The sequence below is a fragment of the Actinospica durhamensis genome, from assembly GCF_018139695.1.
Lineage (GTDB): Bacteria > Actinomycetota > Actinomycetes > Streptomycetales > Catenulisporaceae > Actinospica > Actinospica durhamensis.
On the sequence record NZ_JAGSOG010000001.1, the window covers coordinates 55,014 to 73,463 of the forward strand.

Sequence of the window (18,450 nt, forward strand, 5' to 3'; positions counted from 1 at the left end):
AGAAAATGCTCGCGAACTTCCGGCGACGATCAGTGGAGCGAACCACGATGGCCCACGACGCATCCGGCTGGACCGGACCGCAGTTTCTGGTCGTGACGACCAACGATGTGCCCGGCTTCCGCATCGAGCAGGTGCTCGGCGAGGTCTACGGCGTGACCGTGCGTTCCCGCAACGCGTTCAGCCAGATGGGTGCCGGCTTCAAGTCGATGCTCGGCGGCGAGCTGCGCGGCATGACCAAGGCCCTTGTCGACAGCCGCAACGAGGTGATGAGCCGGATGATGGCCGAGGCCCAGTCCCGCGGCGCCAACGCGATCATCGCGATGCGCTTCGACACCTCGGAGATGGGCAACGTCTGGACCGAGATCTGCGCCTACGGCACCGCCGCGCTCATCAGCCCGCTCACCTAGGGACTGTCCCAGGCGTCCGCAACCCTCAGGCCGCGGCCGGCCCGATCGCCGGCCGCGGCCCACTCCGTCCTGCTGCCTAGTGGCGGTCCGCAGACCCGCTGACGAGCAGCTTCGCACGCAGCCTCTGGATCGTCTGCGGGCTCAGGCCGAGGCCCTTGACCGCGTAGTTGTACATCGTCCCGTAGCTCGACTTGACCTGGTCGAAGCCGGCCTGCAGGTAGGAGGACTCGACCTCCATGAACGGCGTGTAGACGGCCGCCTCGGCCGCGGGCATGGCGCTCAGCATGGCCTGCACGGCGGCGGAGTCGAAGTAGTACTGGTTGCTCAGCAGGTAGTCCTGCATCACCGTGGACTCGGGCACGCCGAGCAGGGTGAGGATGACGGCCGTGGCCCAGCCGGTGCGGTCCTTGCCCGCGGAGCAGTGGTAGAGCGCCGCGCCCTTGCCGTCGGCGATCCCGGTCAGCAGCGCGCCGAACGCGGTCGTGGCGGTCGCGTTGGTGACGAAGTCGCGCTCGCCCTCCTGCATGTACGCCTCGGCCGCGGCCGCGCTGGTCACGCCGGAGATCGAGGTCACCGAGGTGTCCCCGAGCACGTTCAGGTTGGTGTAGGTCGCGCCAGCCGGCACCACGTCCGGCGATGCCGCGATCTCAGCGGTCGTACGCAGGTCGTAGTCGGCGGTGATGCCGAGCTGGTCGACCGTGGCCAGGTCATTGGCGGAGAGCGAGAGCGCCTGGGAGCGGTAGACCACGCCCATCTTGACCCACTGGCCGTCGGTGGTGCGGTACCCGCCGATGTCGCGCAGGTTCGGGTCGCTGGCCAGGCCGAGGTCGCGCACGGTCAGGACGAGCGAGGCGCCCTCGGACGGCACCAGCCGGATCCAGGAGCCGTAGGCGGCGGTCACGGTGACCGTGTCCGAGCTCTTGCCCGTGGCGACCCGGTGCGTCTGCGCGGACTGGGTCGAGCCGGCGTACACGGTCACGCCGCGCAGCTTCGAGGCCGCCCAGCTGACGGTCAGCGTGCCGCTCTTCGAGCCGGCGGTCACGGTGGCGGAGGAGAAGGGGACGCGCGCAAAGGAGTTCAGCCCCCGCGACGCGGCGGCGGGGTGGGCGGCGGGCCCGGAAGCCGCCGTGGCCGCGGTGGTGGTCACGCCGGCGAGCAGGGTCGCGGCGGCCGCGACGGAGGCCACCCGGGTGATACGCGAAACGGAGTTCATATCTCCGGAACGTAGGCCTCACCGGTGAACGACCGGTGATCACCCGGCGGCCGCGCAGTGGCCGCCGTCTCACCCTTCTCGCGGATTCGGTACTTTTCCGGTCAGGACGTCAACAGCCGTATGCCCCGCCCTCACCCCGCCGCACCTGCGCGAACCAGATCCACGAACGCCGGTCGAGTCCTGGTATCCCACTTCGCACTCGAGCTGCTGGACGTCCTCGATCGACAGGATCACGGCCTGGGCTTCCGACGGACCCGCGCCCGCCTCCGCATCGCCGAGACCGGCACCTTGACGACCCACGCCCCGAACACGAACAACAAGGCCACAGTGAAGATCGACGGAGCACCCCAGGCATACCTGAACCCGACCGGATAGACGTCCATCGGGTTGCCCGTATCGAGGGCGGCAATCTGCTGTCCAGGAGTGGTGAGCACACTCGATCCGTCCACACCGACGCCGTACCGCACATCACGACCGTCAGCCGAGACGAAGTCACCGACCCAGAAGCAGCCACCCTTGCCCTGCTCGCAGTACTGCGCGGTGAACGTGCCCCGCACGCCGTTGCCGAACACCGCGGAGAGCGAATCGAAAGTAGCCAGCCCCGCCCAGGCGAGACCCACACAGAGCAGCACCGGCGCGACGAACCGAATGAAGATGCCCCGGTCCGGCGCAATGTCCTCGACATTGGCCAACGTGAGCACAGCGCCACGTTCCGGCAGCGGACGCCGGTATGCCTTGCCCCTCGAATGCCCACGCTTCGCCATCAGCCCCCCCACCCCCCACGGCGATAGTCAGATACTCGGCGCATCGTACTGCGGGCCCACCCCCGGTCGCCGGGCCGGCGGCCTACCCCGTTTGCTTGGTGAAGTCGAAGTAGTCGGCGTCATCCGGGTCGCCAACCGTGACGAACAGGTCCGGGTGCTTCGCTGCGCCCCGTCGGGCTTGTGGTCCATATGCCGATCATGGCCGCCCGTTCCACCCGCATCCCGGCCGTCCGCCGACGGCCGCGAACCGAGCCGAGAACCGAGCCACCTACAGAGCAAGACCAAGGGCCGGCCCCGTTTCCCGGAACCGGCCCCGACGAAATCTGCCGCCTTACTCAGCGGCAACGGCATTCAACTCGACGAGCTGCAGGCGCCTCACGCTCTGCTGCCCATTGCTGGACGCTGCCGCAACCGCCGCTCCGGCAAGCCCGAACGCTCCCGTGATGGGGCCCCCGCTGGTCAGCAGGTGGCTGGACCCGCCCTCCGGAACGTTCACCGTGATGGCCTTGCCGCGGCTCCAGAAGGCGGCCCGCATCTGTACTTGGTGCTGCCCCGAGGTGACCTCGAATTCGACCTCGGAGTCGTCCCGGACCTTGCCCACCTTCACACCGTCGATATAGACGCCGTAGGTGCTGAGGCGGTCCTGGACGGTGTGTGCGCGCTGTACCCGAATATGCGCTGACATGCTTATCACCATTCTCATACGCGGCGAAAACAGCGAGAGTCTACAGACCGCCCCCACGCAGCACTAGACGGTGTCCGCCCGCGCCCGTCCGTCCCTCGGTGCAGAAGTCGTGAGGCCGGCCGCTCGCGTCGAGCAGCCGCCCAAGTAAGGAACCGGCACGAACCGAGGAAACCTCAGGCGACTGAGGATGCTTCGGCGAGCAGTCCATGGCCTTCCATGGACTGAAACCGTGCCGCGTATGTGCCGCGATCACCACGTAGGCCTGTGTAAGGCAGTCCAGGGATGAGAGACAGCTCAGGGCCGGTTCCAGAGGTCTGGAACCGGCCCTGAACTGCATAAGTACTACTCAGCGGAGGGCGTGGGATTCGAACCCACGAGAACGGTTCCCCGTCCTAGCAGTTTTCAAGACTGCCGCCATCGGCCACTAGGCGAGCCCTCCCGGCAGCGGCCAGTGTCTCACGGGTACCCACCCGGGGGGCAAGCCGCTTATGCGCAACCGTCACTTCGCGTCGCCGGCGCACAGCACCAGGCCACCGCTGCCGGACTGGCTGATGACGAAGGACTTCACGGTCCCGGTGACGGCGTCGCACTGGTTGGAGTCGGTGCCGTCGTACTCGGCGATTATCTTGTAGACGCCGGATCCGGCACCGCAGTCGACCACGTCGAGCTGCCCGCTGCCGGAGACCGAGACGCAGTCCCCGACGGCGAGATTCGTGTGCTTGCCGTCGCTTACCCAGTACAGATAGCCGGCGATGACCAGAGCCCCGGCCACGATCCCCCACAGCACCTTGCGTGACATGGGGAGCAGCGTAGCCGGGGCCCGTGCGAACGGCCTAGTCCGCGGTCAAGCTCAGCGCTCGACCTCGCCCTTGATGAACTGCTCGACGGCGTCGCGGGCCTGGTCGTCGAAGTACTGGACCGGCGGGCTCTTCATGAAGTAGGACGACGCCGACAGGATCGGGCCGCCGATGCCGCGGTCGAGGGCGATCTTCGCGCAGCGCACGGCGTCGATGATGACGCCGGCGGAGTTCGGGGAGTCCCAGACCTCGAGCTTGTACTCCAGGTTCAGCGGCACGTCGCCGAAGGCACGGCCCTCGAGGCGCACGTACGCCCACTTGCGGTCGTCGAGCCACGCGACGTAGTCGGACGGGCCGATGTGCACGTTGCCCTTGCCGAGGTCGTGCTGCAGCTGCGAGGTCACGGCCTGGGTCTTGGAGATCTTCTTGGACTCCAGGCGCTCGCGCTCGAGCATGTTCATGAAGTCCATGTTGCCGCCGACGTTCAGCTGCATGGTGCGGTCGAGCACCACGCCGCGGTCTTCGAACAGCTTCGCCAGCACGCGGTGCGTGATGGTGGCGCCGACCTGCGACTTGATGTCGTCGCCGACGATCGGCACGCCGGCCTCGGTGAACTTGTCAGCCCACTCCTTGGTGCCGGCGATGAAGACCGGAAGGGCGTTGACGAAGGCGACCTTGGCGTCGATGGCGCACTGGGCGTAGTACTTCGCGGCCTGCTCGGAACCGACCGGCAGGTAGCACACCAGGACGTCGGCCTTGGTCTCCTTGAGGACCTGGACCACGTCGACCGGAGCCTCGGTGGACTCCTCGATGGTCTGCATGTAGTACTTGCCCAGGCCGTCGAGGGTCTGGCCGCGCAGCACGCTCACACCGGTCGGCGGGACGTCGGCGATCTTGATGGTGTTGTTCTCGGACGCGTGGATGGCGTGCGCGAGGTCCTGGCCCACCTTCTTCGCGTCCACGTCGAACGCGGCGACGAACTCAAGGTCACTGACGTGGTACTCGCCGAACTGTACGTGCATCAGGCCGGGGACCCGCGAAGCCGGGTCGGCGTCCTTGTAGTACTCGACGCCCTGCACGAGGGACGAGGCGCAGTTACCCACGCCCACAATGGCTACGCGAACCGAACCCATGCGGTGAATGCTCCTTCAATCAGTCGATCTTCGCAGGGCGGAATGGTCGCGCCCTCGATCGTCAGGGGACAGGGGTGGATTGATCGGACTGGTTTGGTCCGGTCGTCAGGACGCAGGTGGACCCACCTGCTGCTGGTCATGCTCGGTGGCGATGAGCTCGTTGAGCCATCTGACCTCGCGTTCGACCGACTCCAGACCATGGCGCTGGAGTTCCAGCGTGTATCCGTCGATCCGCTCCCTGGTCTTGGTGACCTGTTGGCGGATCAGATCCAGCCTCTCTTCAAGGCGAGTCCTGCGGCCTTCGAGGATCCGTAGCCGGATCGCCGCGTCGGTGCGCCCGAAGAAGGCGAAGTGAACCCCGAAGTTCTCGTCCTCCCAGGCCGAAGGCCCGGCGTCGGAGAGCAGGCTCTGAAAGCGTGCCTCCCCGGCCGGGGTCAGCTTGTAGACGATCTTCGATCGACGGTTGGTCTCGACCCCGCGTGGCTCCACCACGGGCCGGTCCTCTACGATCCAGCCGCAGGCGGCAAGACCCTTCAGACACGGATAGAGCGTGCCGTACGAGAACGCGCGAAACGACCCGAGCAGCAGGTTGAGCCGTTTGCGCAGCTCGTAACCGTGCATGGGCGACTCGTGCAACAGGCCCAGCACGGCGAACTCGAGCACTCCCGAGCGCTTTGCCACCGGGCCCTCCCTCCGAGACTTATCCGTCGATGTATCGCTTCGATACATCCCCACGATAGATCGGACCGTACGCCACTGACAAGTCCACCCGCCGCCACGCCCAGCGGTATTGCTCCATTCCCCTGTTTATAAGGCGGAATCGGCGCCAAGGCGACGCGAACCGGACAGAACCTCACCCCGGCTCACCTACATCAGGCAAGCCGCGTACCCTGCTGGCAACCGCGCAGCCCGGGAGAGCCGTCTTCTTGGGGCGCACAGGTGGCACAGGTGGAGCAACGCCGAGGGAGCAGAACCGATGGGCGGATATCAGTACGGACGAGGCGACTCGACCGACGACGACCCCCGCTCCCGGGGGCAGGGCGGCGGTGGACGCCGGGGCTACGGCTCCTCCGGCGACGGTGATGGCGCGGCCGGCGGCGGGCAGTCGCCGCAGTCGCGCGGCTACGGGTCGGGCGGCGGTACCAGAGGGTACGGCTCGCCGGGCGCGGGCGGCGGGTCCGACCCGTTCGTCCAGCAACCCCCACCCACGCCGCAGCATCCGTCCCCGGGCGCCGCAGCGGGCTCGGGCGGCTCGGCGGGCTCGGGCGGCGGCACCCGCGGCTACGACCCGTACGGCGGCTCCCCGGCGCCCGGTGCGTCTCCGGCGGCCCCCTCGGGCGGCCGCGCGGCCGGCGGCGGACGTCGCGGCTACGGCTCGGGTTCCGGCTCGCGCGGACGCGGCGGTGCCGGCCACAACGAGCCGATCACTGGAGAGTTGGCGGGCGCCGGCACCCGGCCCTCGCCGGATCCGGGGGCGACCCGGGTCCAGGACGCGGCCGAAGTGGGCGCCGCGGTGCCCGAGCCGCGCCGCAGCCGGCTCGAGGAGCGCCGGGCCGCGCGCGGCGGGGACGTGCGCGACCCCAGCCAGACCAGGTCCGACCAGTACCCGGAGAGCGCGCTCAACGGCCGCTCGACCCGCAACGGAGCCGCCTCCCGAGCCGGAGCGCGTGCGCGTGCCGCCGGCGGCGGGCGCCCGGGCGGCCCGGTGAAGAAGACCGGTTACCACCGCTACTTCGACTACCCGCGCACCGGCAAGTACGGCTGGAAGCACTGGGCGCCCTCGATCAAGCAGGTCACCGGCTGCTTCCTGGCCGGGTTCTTCATGGTGCTCGGCCTGGTCGTGTTCGAGTACGAGACCGTGGTCATCCCGGACGTGAACTCGACCGCGTTCGCGCAGGAGTCGAACTTCACCTACGACGACGCCTCCACCTCGTTCGCCACGGACGGCCCGAGCAACCGGACCATAGCCGATTACTCGGACATTCCGATGATGATCCAGAACGCCGTGGTGGCCCAGGAGGACAAGACCTTCTGGACCAACCCCGGCGTCTCCTACACCGGCACTGCGCGCGCGCTGATGGTGGACCTGATGGGCGGCAGCCTCCAGGGCGGTTCGACCATCACCCAGCAGTACGTGAAGAACGCCTATCTGACCCAGGCTCAGACCACGTCCCGCAAGGTCGACGAGATCTTCATCGCACTGAAGCTGTCGCGGATGTACGACAAGAAGACGATCATGGCGGACTATCTGAACACCTCACCCTTCGGGCGAAATACCGACGGCATCGAGGCCGGCGTCAAGGCGTGGTTCAACATCAGCCTGGCCCAGATGAACAAGGAACCGGCGGCCGAACAGGCCTCCCAATCCGCGTTCCTGTCCATGATGCTCAACTCGCCATCGACGTACTCGGCCGGATGGGATCCAAGCCAGACCGCGGCCACCCAGAAGGCCGCGCAGACCGCGGCGCTGGGCCGGTGGAAGGACACGCTCTCCAACATGGAGGCGTACAAGCTGATCACCCCCGACGTCTACGCCCAGGCCGTGGCGAGCCCGCCCAAGGTCGTCGCGCTGAGCACCACGTCGGACAGCGAGAGCATGACCGCCGCCCAGATGAAGCAGGCCTCCCTGGACTGGCTCGACAGCTACGACTCCGCGCACAAGACGACGGACCCGAACGCGCCGACCAAGGCCGAGATCGAGGACAACGGCGGCTACACCGTCGTGACCACGTTCGACGCGAAGTACATGACCCTGGCCAAGCAGGCGGTGCAGACCGAGCTGCTGTCCAAGGAGACGAAGTTCGACCAGTCGACGCTGCAACCCGGTCTGGCCGCGGTGGATCCATCCACCGGTGACCTCGTCGCGTTCTACGGCGGATCCACCTACGAGAACAACGCGACCCAGCGAACAGCCCAGGGTGGATCGACCTTCAAGGCGTTCACCCTGGCCACGGCACTGACGAACAACTGGTCTCCGGACAGCTATCTCAACGGAAACGTGTGGCCGGACGTCACCGTCAACCCGGACGAGAAGACCCAGGACGCCGGAGCGCCGGACATCACCAACGACGGCAGCACGGCGAAGGTCGGCTGGATGACGCTGCAGCAGGCCACCGACCAGTCGGTCAACACCGCGTTCGTGCGCCTCGAGATGGCCCAGCCGAACAACTACACGTCGGTCGAGCAGATGGCCGAGCAGTTCGGCATGTCCTCGAGCACGCCGGGCTGGACCAGCAACCAGGGCGGCTGTGACAACGCGCGCTTCACCCTGGGCGTGTGCCCGACCGACCCGGCTCGCATGGCCTCGGTCTACGGCGTGCTCGCGGCCGACGGCACGCTGCACTCGCTGACGGAGATCAAGGAGATCAAGGAGCCGAACGGCGCCATCTGGAAGCCGCAGACGACCACGACCCAGGTCGTCAGCAGCAACGTCGCGGCCACCGAGACCAAGCTGCTGACCGGCGTCATCCACAACTCGGACGGCACGGCGAACTCCTCGTACCGCAGCTCCGGCCTCGACATGACCAACATCGCGGGCAAGACGGGCACGTCCACCATGGACTACACCGCCAGCACCAAGACCGCGATGAGCCAGGTCGGCTACAACAACCACGACGGCACGTTCACCACCGCCGGTATCTGGTTCGACGGATACAGCAGCAAGCTGGCCATCTCCGTCGGCATCAGCCGGTGGACGAACATCACGCTCAACGGGCAACAGGTGGCGACCCAGCTGCCCGTCGACAACATCGCCGACTCCGGCCTCGACTACGGTGCCACCTATCCGTTCGCGATCTGGGCCGACTTCATGAAGCAGATGCAGGGCACGTCGATGGGCGGCGACGAGACCTTCACCACGCCGCAGCCCAACCCGAACGCCACGGTCTACAACAGCCCGTCGGCCAGCCCGTCGCCGAGCCCGACACCGTCGAAGACCACGCAGTCGCCGGCTCCGCCGACCCAGACGCAGTACACGCCCACGGCCAGCCCGAGCGCCAGCTGCACGCCGAGCCTGATCGACCAGTGCGACGGCACCGGGAACGGCGGCGGCAGTACGCCGTCGGACTCGGCCTCGGCCAGTGCGTCGCCCAGCGACACCAGCACCGGTAGACGCAACGGCGGCGGAACCGGCGGCACATAGCCGCGGGACGCATGAAAGGTACGGCGCGGGCGCGACGGATCACCGTCGCGCCCGCGCCGTTTTCCTCACCGCACGCGAAATCCGCCCCGAGGGCGGGGGGCGCTTATCAGAAAGCGACGCTAGGGTTTGCGCATGACCGTCAGCACGAGCGCGTTCGACGACACGGACGAGACGCCGGAGCCCGGGCCGGAGCCCGGGGACCTGATCGCTCCCAGCCTGGACGACCCGCTGCCCAACCTGGGCGCCGAGGGCGTCGGCGGAGTGATGGGCAAGCGGGCCAGACTGCGGGCGAGCGTGCTCGCGCGCGGCACCGTGGCCTTCGTCCTGATCGTGCTGACCCTGCTGACCATGTCCGTGGGCATCGGGATGCGCGAGCCCTGCTTCAACACCGCCTGGACCGGCGGCGGGAACCAGCAGTACACGCACATGTGCTACAGCGACATCCCGTTCATGTACCAGGGCCGCGGGTTCTCCAACGACCAGGTCCCGTACGTCTCGACGAACCAGAGCGACTACCTCGAGTACCCGGTGGTCACCGGCGCGGCGATGGAGACCGCGGCGCTGATCGCCCGGCACATCCCCGGCGACACCAACAACCAGGGCCGCTGGTTCTACCTGATCACCACCTGGTTCCTGCTCGCCTTCGCCTGCATCACGGTGGTGGCGCTGGCCGGGCTCAACGGGCGCAGACCCTGGGACGCGGCCATGTTCGCGCTCGCGCCGGGCCTGCTGCTCAACGCCACCATCAACTGGGACCTGGTGGCCGTGGGCCTGGCCGCGGTGGGCCTGCTGGCCTGGGCGCGCAAGAAGCCGGTGCTGGCCGGGGTGTTCATCGGCCTCGGCACAGCGGCCAAGCTCTACCCGGTGCTGATCCTGGTGGCGCTGGTGATGCTGTGCTGGCGGGCCGGGAAGATGCGGCAGTGGTCGCTGTGCCTGGCCGGCGCGGTCGGCTCCTGGCTTGTGGTGAACCTGCCGTTCATGATCCAGAACTACGCGGGCTGGCTGTACTTCTACAAGTTCAACGACGCGCGCGGGGCGGACTGGGGCTCGTTCTGGCTCTTCCTCGAGTACAACCCGATCCACCCGATCGTGTTTTCGGCCTCCCGGATCACGCTGTTGTTCGCGGTGCTGCTCGCGTTCTCCTGCGTGGCCATCGGCATACTGACCTCGCTGGTCAGATTCCGGCCGCGGGTGGGCCACGTCGTGTTCCTGGTGGCGGCGGCGTTCATCATCTTCAACAAGGTCTACTCGCCGCAGTACGTGCTCTGGCTCATCCCGCTCGCGGTGATCGCCCGGCCGCGCTGGCGCGACTTCCTGATCTGGCAGGTGTGCGAGGTCGTCTACTACGGCGCGATCTGGCTCTACCTGGCCGACCTCAGCACGCCCAACCGCGGCCTGCCGCAGGTGGCCTACGACATGGCCATCGGGCTGCACCTGGCCGGCACGATCTTCTTCTGCGTCCAGGTGATCCGCGACGCGATCGACCCGCGCCGCGACCCGGTGCGGATGAGCGGGATGGACGACCCGGCGGGCGGCGTGCTGGATCAGGCACCGGACGTCTACGGCTTCGGTTCACCCGCGCCGAAGGAGCCGGAACCGGAACTGGAGCAGGTGCCGAGCGGTTCGGCCGCGGCGGCGCTGAGCTGAGGCGGCGCCAAGCTGAGGAGCTCGCTCGGTCATATCATCATTCGATTACCGTGACCGGGTGAGACGAGAGCGCGACACGCGGGCGGCGAGGTGTGACCTCGCCGCCTGCGGCGCAGATAGATCAGCATGGACGCCGCCCACCTCATGGACCACGCCGTCGTGCACGGCCGGACTCTCGCCGCCGTCGCCGCGATGAGCAAGGCCGAGGCCAAGCAGACCCTCGACACCGGACTGACCGTGACCGGGCTCGTCCTGGTCGGCGTCGGCAGCTTCATCGCCAAACGCAAGCAGCGCGGGCAGTAGCCGAAGCGCGGGCAATAGCCGGTCGCGCTTCGCTCAGCGCATCCGGAGGTAGGCGCGCACCGCCGCGTCCAGCCCCCGGTTGATCACATAGTCGTACTCGCCGGGGTACTCGACCACCTCGCCGCCGGTTCCGATCTTGAACCGCAGCAGCCCGAACATCGGGTGCCCGGGGTCCAGGGTGGACCCGACGCCGCGCAGGTCGTAGAACTCCATGCCGTCGGCCAGGGCGTCGCGCATCATCCGCCACTGCACCGCGTTCGAGGCGCGCAGGTCGCGGCGGTAGTCCCCGCTGGCGCCGTAGCCGAACCAGGCGTGCCGGCCGAGCCGGACCGTGGTGGCCGCCGCCGAGGCGACCCCGTCCACGCCCGCGAGATACAGCCTTATCCCGTCCGGCTCGCACTGCCCGAGTACATCGAACATCCGTTCGAAGTAGGTCAGCGGTCGCGGCGTGAACGCGTCCCGCCGAGCCGTCTCCAGGTACAGCCTGTGGAAAACCGGCAGCTGCTCCGGGCCCGCCCGCCACACGCGTACGCCGGTGCGCTCGGCGGTCCGCACGTTGCGGCGCCACTGCGGGTGGAACGAGCCGAGCAGCTCGGCCTCGGTCCGCCCGTCCAGCGGGATCCGCACGAAATGCCGCGGCTGCTGGTCGGCGATCCCGTGCCCGGCCGCCGCCCGACGACGCCAGCCGAGCGCGCGCAGATCCTCGACCAGCCGCGCGGCCTCGGGCTCCACCGCGTCCGCCGCGAGTTCGGCGAAGTCGGTCACCGACGCGTCCGCCATGCCCGCCTTCACGCTCGCGGCGCTCCACCGGCGGGCGACGACCTTGGGTCCGAGCTTGACGCAGAAGGCCCCCGCCGCGCGCAGGTGCCTGACCAGCGGATCGAGCCAATCCGCCGGAACGCACCCGTCGGCGAACCAGCCGAGCGTCGGCCCCTCCGGCAGGTAGGCCAGGCAGCGCCGGCCGAGTACCGGGAGCGGCGGCAGGTCCCGGTAGAGCACCAGGGCCGTCCCGACCAGCTCGCCGCGCTGGAACCAGCCGAGCGACTCGGCACGCCACCCCGCCTTGACCCGGCCCCAGACCGGAGCCTGCAGGAAGCTGAGCTGTTCCGGCTCGGCCCGGTGCAGCAGGAAGCCGAGGTGCGCGGCGCTCTCGATCTCCCGGACCTCGATCCGGACACGATCGGCCACAGCGCGGGCGAGCGCCTGGGGCGGCACCCGCGGGGCGGCCCGGAGCAGGGAGCGGTCGGTCAGCTGAATCTCCATCAGCCGTCCAGTATCCGCGCCTCCGCGCCCGGGACCGAGTCGACGCGCCCGGCTATGTCATACCAATACGGTCAACTGACCGTATTCCCGGCTGTATCCGATATGACCGCGTCATCCGGTCGTCGGCTCACTGCGCCTTGACGTCCAGCCGCTCGCGCAGCCAGGCCACGTCCGCACCCTGCCCGGCCGCCTCGCCCGGGGTCTCGCAGACGAAGTCGGCGCCCGCGGCCGCCGCCGCCCGGGCGACCGCGGCCAGCTGCTCCGGGTCGATCTTGCCCGCGCCGAAGTTGGCGTGCCGGTCGCGCCCCGAGTCGAACCCGCCCTGCGAGTCGTTCGCGTGCACCAGGTCCACCCGGCCGGTGATCCCCAGGATCCGCTCGACCACCGTGTCGAGCTCGAGGCCCGCCGCGAAGGCGTGGCAGGTGTCCAGGCAGAAGCCGATCCGGTCGCTGTGCGGGTGCCCGGAGACGGCCTGCCACAGCCGCTCGATCGCCTCGAGGTGCCGGGCCATGGCGAAGTTCCCGCCGGCCGTGTTCTCGATCAGCAGCGGGACCGGCAGTTCGAGGCCCTCGACCGCCTTGCGCCAGTTGTCGAAGCCGGTGGCCGGGTCGTCGTCCTTGGTCACGTGGCCGCCGTGCACCACCACGCCCGCCGCGCCCAGCTCGGCCGCGGCCGTCAGAGTCTGCTGGAGCAGCTTGCGGCCCGGGATGCGGATGCGGTTGTTCGGCGAGGCGACGTTGATCACGTACGCGGCGTGCACGTATAGCCGCAGGTCGGCGGCCTTCGCGGCATCCGCGAGGGCCGCCGCGCCGCCCGGGTAGGCGGCCTCCGGCTTGGTCCAGGCCTGCGGGTCGCCCAGCAGGATCTGCGCGGCGTCGGCGCCGCGTTCGCGCGCGGCGGAGATCGGGTCGTGCTGGTCGACGGTGGCACCGATACGAGTCACGCGTCGAGCCTAGCGAGGCCCGCCGACATTCGCGCAGTCCGCCGGTTTCCGCCCGTGAGCGGCGGCCCGGTTTTTGTCGGTGGGCGTCAGTAGAGTCCACCGTGAGCGAGACCGAACAGGAGTCCGACCCCGGAGACGACCATGGCGCAGACGTTGATCCACCGCTCGGCGGTGGTGGCCGAGATCATCTGCGACCACAGCGCGGTGGCCAGCCCCGCCACTCCGGCCCAGGATCCGAGCAGGTGGGTCGAGGGGTACCAGGCGCTGACGATCGAGATGACCGCGAACACCGCGGCGAACACCGCCAGGGTGTTCTGCAACGGATGCGGCCTGCCGTCGGTGTTGAGGGTGAGGTGGCTGTGCCGGGAAGAAACGGTCTGGCTCACAAGGAAGACCTCCCTACCTGTCACTGCGCACGGTCACGACTCGATCCGTACGCGTCTTGTGTCAGCATCAACCCGGAACATCCCGATTTCAAGGGGCCGATCGGGTGCCGGTACACTTGACCGATCCTGGTTCGTCTCCCGTCCCCGGGGGCGTGGACCTGGATCGATGCATGACCCTCCTGTCGCGGAAAGTCCGCGGCCGTTCGAGTCCATAGGAGGTGGGTACGCACATGCGTCACTACGAAGTGATGGTCATCCTCGACCCCGACCTCGAGGAGCGCCAGATCGCTCCGTCCGTCGAGAACTTCCTCGGTGTGATCCGTTCCAACGGGGGCACCGTCGAGAAGACCGACATCTGGGGCCGTCGTCGCCTCGCCTACGAGATCAAGAAGAGCGGCAAGAAGGTGTCCGAGGGCATCTACGCCGTCATCAACCTGAACGCCACCCCCGCGGTGGTCCAGGAGTTCGACCGCCAGCTCAACCTCAACGAGGGTGTGCTGCGGACCAAGGTCATCCGTCCCGACCAGCGGTAGCACGCTGCACCGGGCACTGCTACCAACAGCGGAAGGCGAGTAGGACCCCATGGCAGGCGAGACCGTCATCACCGTCATCGGCAACCTGACCGGCGACCCCGAACTGCGGTTCACCCCCAGCGGCGCCGCGGTGGCCAGCTTCACCGTGGCCTCCACGCCGCGCAGCTTCGACCGCGAGACCAGCCAGTGGAAGGACGGCGATCCGCTGTTCCTGCGCTGCTCGGTCTGGCGGCAGTACGCGGAGAACGTGGCCGAGTCGCTGACCAAGGGCATGCAGGTGATGGTGCAGGGCCGCCTCAAGCAGCGGTCGTACCAGACCCGCGAGGGTGAGAACCGCACCGTCATCGAGCTCGACGTCGACGACGTCGGCCCGACGCTGCGCTTCGCCACGGCCAAGATCACCAAGTCGCAGCGCGGCTCGGGTGGTGGCGGCGGTGGTTACGGCGGCGGCAGCGGCGGCTCCGGCAACGGGCCCGCCGGCGGTGGCGACTGGGGTTCCTCCGGCGGAGGTTCCGTGCAGCGTAGCGGTGGCCAGCAGTCCGGCCCCGCCCCACAGGACGACCCCTGGGCCACCGGCGGTGGCGCAGGTGGCGGCTGGGGCGGCGGCTATTCGGACGAGCCCCCGTTCTAATTGATCTTTTTTCAGGAGAGAAAGACACCATGGCCAAGGCCCCGGTGCGCAAGCCCAAGAAGAAGGTTTGCGCGTTCTGCAAGGACAAGACCGAGTACATCGACTACAAGGACACGAACCTGCTGCGGAAGTTCATTTCCGACCGCGGCAAGATCCGTGCCCGTCGTGTGACCGGCAACTGCACCCAGCACCAGCGCGACATCGCCACGGCTGTGAAGAACAGCCGTGAGATGGCCCTGCTGCCGTACACCAGCACCGTTCGCTAAGGAGAGGGTGGACTAAATCATGAAGCTCATCCTCACTCACGAGGTCACCGGCCTCGGTGCCCCGGGCGATGTCATCACGGTCAAGGACGGCTACGGCCGCAACTACCTGCTGCCCCGCGGCTTCGCCATCGCGTGGACCAAGGGCGCGGAGAAGCAGGTCGAGACCATCCGCAAGGCCCGCAAGAGCCGCGAGGTGCGTGACCTCGGTCACGCCCAGGAGCTCAAGTCGGCGCTCGAGCGGCTCAACGTGCGCCTGGCCACCCGGGCCGGGGAGTCCGGCCGGCTGTTCGGCTCGGTCACCGTGGCGGACATCGCGGACGCGGTGTCGCAGTCGGGCGGTCCCGCGGTGGACAAGCGCAAGATCGAGATCACCACGCCGATCAAGACCGTCGGCGCGCACAAGGTCTCGGTCCGGCTGCACCCGGAGGTCTCCGCGACCGTCGGTGTGACCATCGTCGCCGCCTGACGGCGGACCTGACGCGACGTCACGTCGGTTCCGGGCGCCGTCTTCTCCCGAAAGGGGGAATACGGCGCCCGGAATTTTTTGTGCACAGCCTGTGGGTTCCCGCCCCGGAGCGCCGCGCAGGCCAGAGACCGCAGCCGGGGCCGACCGAGCCGCCACGGCTCGGCTGTCCACCGAGTCACCCACAGGCGTGACCCGGTTTCTCCACAGCCAGCACCCACTTATCCCCAAGTTATCCACAGGCCCTGTGGACGACTGACTCGCTCTCGGGCCGCAACAGCCCTACCGTGGTTCTTCCGCACCCACGCCGAACACCGTCGAGACGCCACAAGCGAGCCCGACGGCCCGGGCAGCCCCGCGCGACCCGGCACGGCACAGGAGGTGGCCGAGACCGCACCGAAGTCGCGCACCGAGCAGTTCCCGCAGTCACCCGCAGCAGTCCGGCCGTCCGAGCCCCACCGGGCTCGAAGCCTGAGAACCCGAGAAGGAGGTCCCGCCGCCATGTCCGGTTACGACGGGACCGAGGTCTTCAACCCGGTCGAGCCGCCCCCCGCGTACGAGCCCGGGTACCACGATCCGGGCCCGCGCTCCGGCGGCGGCGGCCCCGCGACCTTCGAGCGCACCCCGCCGCAGGACGTGGCGGCCGAGCAGGGCGTGCTGGGCGGCATGCTGCTGTCCAAGGACGCCATCGCCGACGTCATCGACGTGGTCAAGGGCCGGGACTTCTACCAGCCCAAGCACGAGCAGATCTTCGACGCGATCCTCGACCTCTACGGCCGCGGCGAGCCCGCCGACGCGGTCACCGTCGCCAACGAGCTGACCAAGCGCAACGAGCTGGCCCGGATCGGCGGCCCCGCCTATCTCCATACCCTGATGGAGTCGGTGCCCACCGCGGCCAACGCCGGCTACTACGCCGAGATCGTGCACGAGCGCGCGATCCTGCGCCGCCTGGTCGAGGCCGGCACCCGGATCACGCAGATGGGCTACGCCACCGACGGCTCCGACCTCGACGAGATCGTCAACCGCGCCCAGTCCGAGATCTACAGCGTCACCGAGCAGCGCGCGGGCGAGGACTACGCCCCCCTGTCCGACATCATGGAAGGCGCCCTCGACGAGATCGAGTCGATCGCCAACCGCTCCGGCCAGATGACCGGTGTCCCCACCGGCTTCACCGACCTCGACTCGCTCACCCAGGGCCTGCACCCCGGCCAGATGATCATCGTCGCGGCCCGCCCGGCCATGGGTAAGTCCACCATCGGCCTGGACTTCGCCCGGTCCTGCTCCATCAAGAACGGCCTGACCTCGGCGATCTTCTCGCTGGAGATGGGCCGCAACGAGATCACCATGCGCCTGCTCTCGGCCGAGGCCCGGGTGGCGCTGCACCACATGCGCTCCGGCACGATGACCGACGACGACTGGGCCCGCCTGGCCCGCCGGATGGGCGAGGTCTCCGCCGCCCCGCTGTTCATCGACGACTCGCCGAACATGTCGATGATGGAGATCCGGGCCAAGTGCCGCAGGCTCAAGCAGCGCCACGACCTGCGCCTGGTCATCGTCGACTACCTCCAGCTGATGAGCGGCGCCAGCGGCTCGCGCCGCCCGGAGAACCGCCAGCAGGAGGTCTCCGAGATGTCCCGAAACCTGAAGCTGCTGGCCAAGGAGCTCGGCGTGCCCATCGTGGCCATCGCCCAGCTCAACCGTGGCCCCGAGCAGCGCACCGACAAGAAGCCGATGATGTCCGACCTGCGCGAGTCCGGCTCCCTCGAGCAGGACGCCGACGTCGTCATCCTGCTCCACCGCGAGGACGCCTACGAGCGCGAATCCCCCCGCGCCGGCGAGGCCGACCTCATCATCGCCAAGCACCGTAACGGTCCCACCGCCACCATCACCGTGGCCTTCCAGGGCCACTACTCCCGCTTCGTGGACATGCAGAACAGCTGAGCGGTATGTAGGTAGGCGGATCGCTCCAAGTCGGTCCCTACAACACCTACAGAGTCCGCCCATGTCATTGCTCGACCATAGACTCCCGGCCATGAGTGAATGGCCTGGTATTCGCAAGCGGGTCCTCGATCTGCGTACGGCCCGCCCGGACACGGTGTTCGGCGCGCTCGGGCACAAGTTCGAGCTGGAGGAGCCGCTGAGCCTGGAGGAACTGGCCGAGCTCGAACGCCAGCTTGGCACGCAGCTCCCCGCCGGCTATCGCAGTTTCTTGCTCGAAGTCGCCGCCGGGGGCGCAGGCCCGAGCTACGGCGTGTTTCCCGCGCAACGGACAGATGGCACATGGCGCTGGGCCGGCGACGGGGCCGATCTCGCCGACCTGGAGCTGGTCCGCCAGCCCTTCCCCGGCCCCATCGGGTCCGAGGTGGTCGAGGAGGTGTACTCAACCGAACCCGACGAGGAATCCTTCGAGGACATCGACGAATTCGACGCCGCCCACGAAGCCTGGCAAGAAAAGGAGCTCGAGGCCATCTGGACCCCCGCCCGCACGGCCGGTGCGATCTGCATATGCCACATGGGGTGCGCAGAACGCGAGTGGCTCGTGGTGACCGGCGAAGCACGCGGAACCATCTGGCGCGACAACCGCGTTGACGGCGGCAACCTCGCCCCGGTCATGATCGACGGCGACCCCGCGACGTTCGAGAGCTGGTACCTGCACTGGCTGAGCGAAGCCGAGACGGCGGCCTCGCATGCCGGCTGAGCAAGCATTCGCTGCCGGCGGCCGTACCGTCGGAGAAGTGCTCCGAATATCCTGCGAGCCGCAAAACGCCCGGGTGACGGAGGTGGCGACGAAGCAGGCTTCGCCTTGTCCCAGCCAAGCCGGGAGCCGACCGCTCCCTTCAGCGTAGGGCGTAGGGCGTAATACGTAGGCCGGACA

19 protein-coding genes and 1 tRNA gene are annotated in these 18,450 nt (G+C 68.6%); 10 read left to right on the forward strand and 10 right to left on the reverse strand.

What is annotated here, in order from left to right:
• Positions 1-47: 47 nt before the first annotated feature.
• On the forward strand, positions 48-407 hold the full coding sequence (locus KDL01_RS00255) for a YbjQ family protein (RefSeq protein WP_212526199.1): 360 nt from the start codon (positions 48-50) through the stop codon (positions 405-407).
• A gap of 76 nt (positions 408-483) precedes the next feature.
• Here the strand turns inward: KDL01_RS00255 and KDL01_RS00260 are convergent, their stop codons facing one another.
• The 7 genes from KDL01_RS00260 to KDL01_RS00290 all read right to left on the reverse strand — a co-directional run bounded on the left by KDL01_RS00260 (position 484) and on the right by KDL01_RS00290 (position 5,680).
• Complete coding sequence (locus KDL01_RS00260) at positions 484-1,620, reverse strand: tyrosine-protein phosphatase (RefSeq protein WP_212526200.1); 1,137 nt, start codon at positions 1,618-1,620, stop codon at positions 484-486.
• A 230-nt stretch (positions 1,621-1,850) separates the two neighbouring features.
• The gene (locus KDL01_RS00265) at positions 1,851-2,321 is read right to left on the reverse strand and encodes a hypothetical protein (RefSeq protein WP_212526201.1); all 471 of its coding nucleotides are present in this window, start codon (positions 2,319-2,321) and stop codon (positions 1,851-1,853) included.
• Positions 2,322-2,715: 394 nt separating this feature from the next.
• Positions 2,716-3,069, reverse strand: coding sequence for a hypothetical protein (locus KDL01_RS00270; protein ID WP_212526202.1), 354 nt, complete (start codon positions 3,067-3,069; stop codon positions 2,716-2,718).
• 350 nt (positions 3,070-3,419) lie between these two features.
• Positions 3,420-3,508: transfer RNA gene (locus KDL01_RS00275), tRNA-Ser, on the reverse strand.
• 60 nt (positions 3,509-3,568) lie between these two features.
• Positions 3,569-3,868, reverse strand: coding sequence for an LppU/SCO3897 family protein (locus KDL01_RS00280; RefSeq protein ID WP_212526203.1), 300 nt, complete (start codon positions 3,866-3,868; stop codon positions 3,569-3,571).
• Between the two features lie 51 nt (positions 3,869-3,919).
• On the reverse strand, positions 3,920-4,999 hold the full coding sequence (locus tag KDL01_RS00285; protein WP_212526204.1) for an inositol-3-phosphate synthase: 1,080 nt from the start codon (positions 4,997-4,999) through the stop codon (positions 3,920-3,922).
• Positions 5,000-5,104: 105 nt separating this feature from the next.
• Positions 5,105-5,680: a PadR family transcriptional regulator gene (locus KDL01_RS00290; protein ID WP_212526205.1), complete on the reverse strand. Its 576-nt coding sequence runs from the start codon at positions 5,678-5,680 to the stop codon at positions 5,105-5,107.
• Positions 5,681-5,975: 295 nt separating this feature from the next.
• On the opposite strand from KDL01_RS00290, the gene KDL01_RS00295 reads away from it, so the two are divergent.
• From KDL01_RS00295 to KDL01_RS00305, 3 genes are all read left to right on the forward strand, one after another.
• Complete coding sequence (locus tag KDL01_RS00295; RefSeq protein ID WP_212526206.1) at positions 5,976-9,140, forward strand: transglycosylase domain-containing protein; 3,165 nt, start codon at positions 5,976-5,978, stop codon at positions 9,138-9,140.
• 132 nt (positions 9,141-9,272) lie between these two features.
• Complete coding sequence (locus KDL01_RS00300) at positions 9,273-10,787, forward strand: glycosyltransferase family 87 protein (RefSeq protein WP_212526207.1); 1,515 nt, start codon at positions 9,273-9,275, stop codon at positions 10,785-10,787.
• Between the two features lie 126 nt (positions 10,788-10,913).
• Complete coding sequence (locus KDL01_RS00305; RefSeq protein WP_212526208.1) at positions 10,914-11,090, forward strand: hypothetical protein; 177 nt, start codon at positions 10,914-10,916, stop codon at positions 11,088-11,090.
• A 33-nt stretch (positions 11,091-11,123) separates the two neighbouring features.
• On the opposite strand, the gene KDL01_RS00310 is transcribed toward KDL01_RS00305, so the two are convergent.
• From KDL01_RS00310 to KDL01_RS00320, 3 genes are all read right to left on the reverse strand, one after another.
• Complete coding sequence (locus tag KDL01_RS00310) at positions 11,124-12,353, reverse strand: lipid II:glycine glycyltransferase FemX (protein WP_212526209.1); 1,230 nt, start codon at positions 12,351-12,353, stop codon at positions 11,124-11,126.
• A gap of 127 nt (positions 12,354-12,480) precedes the next feature.
• Positions 12,481-13,296 carry a deoxyribonuclease IV gene (locus KDL01_RS00315; protein WP_212526210.1) on the reverse strand — a complete coding sequence of 272 codons (816 nt, stop codon included), beginning with the start codon at positions 13,294-13,296 and terminating at the stop codon, positions 12,481-12,483.
• An 86-nt stretch (positions 13,297-13,382) separates the two neighbouring features.
• Complete coding sequence (locus KDL01_RS00320) at positions 13,383-13,682, reverse strand: hypothetical protein (protein ID WP_212526211.1); 300 nt, start codon at positions 13,680-13,682, stop codon at positions 13,383-13,385.
• 230 nt (positions 13,683-13,912) lie between these two features.
• Here KDL01_RS00320 and rpsF point away from each other — a divergent pair, with 230 nt between their 5' ends.
• The 6 genes from rpsF to KDL01_RS00350 all read left to right on the forward strand — a co-directional run bounded on the left by rpsF (position 13,913) and on the right by KDL01_RS00350 (position 18,273).
• Positions 13,913-14,215: a 30S ribosomal protein S6 gene (gene rpsF / locus KDL01_RS00325; protein ID WP_212526212.1), complete on the forward strand. Its 303-nt coding sequence runs from the start codon at positions 13,913-13,915 to the stop codon at positions 14,213-14,215.
• Between the two features lie 49 nt (positions 14,216-14,264).
• On the forward strand, positions 14,265-14,846 hold the full coding sequence (locus KDL01_RS00330; RefSeq protein WP_212526213.1) for a single-stranded DNA-binding protein: 582 nt from the start codon (positions 14,265-14,267) through the stop codon (positions 14,844-14,846).
• A gap of 29 nt (positions 14,847-14,875) precedes the next feature.
• Entirely contained in the window at positions 14,876-15,112 is a 237-nt protein-coding gene (gene rpsR / locus KDL01_RS00335) for a 30S ribosomal protein S18 (protein WP_034266792.1), read from the forward strand.
• Positions 15,113-15,131: 19 nt separating this feature from the next.
• Positions 15,132-15,578: a 50S ribosomal protein L9 gene (gene rplI, locus KDL01_RS00340; RefSeq protein WP_212526214.1), complete on the forward strand. Its 447-nt coding sequence runs from the start codon at positions 15,132-15,134 to the stop codon at positions 15,576-15,578.
• Between the two features lie 498 nt (positions 15,579-16,076).
• Positions 16,077-17,516, forward strand: coding sequence for a replicative DNA helicase (gene dnaB / locus KDL01_RS00345; protein WP_212526215.1), 1,440 nt, complete (start codon positions 16,077-16,079; stop codon positions 17,514-17,516).
• Between the two features lie 91 nt (positions 17,517-17,607).
• Entirely contained in the window at positions 17,608-18,273 is a 666-nt protein-coding gene (locus tag KDL01_RS00350) for an SMI1/KNR4 family protein (RefSeq protein ID WP_212526216.1), read from the forward strand.
• Positions 18,274-18,450 lie beyond the last annotated feature (177 nt).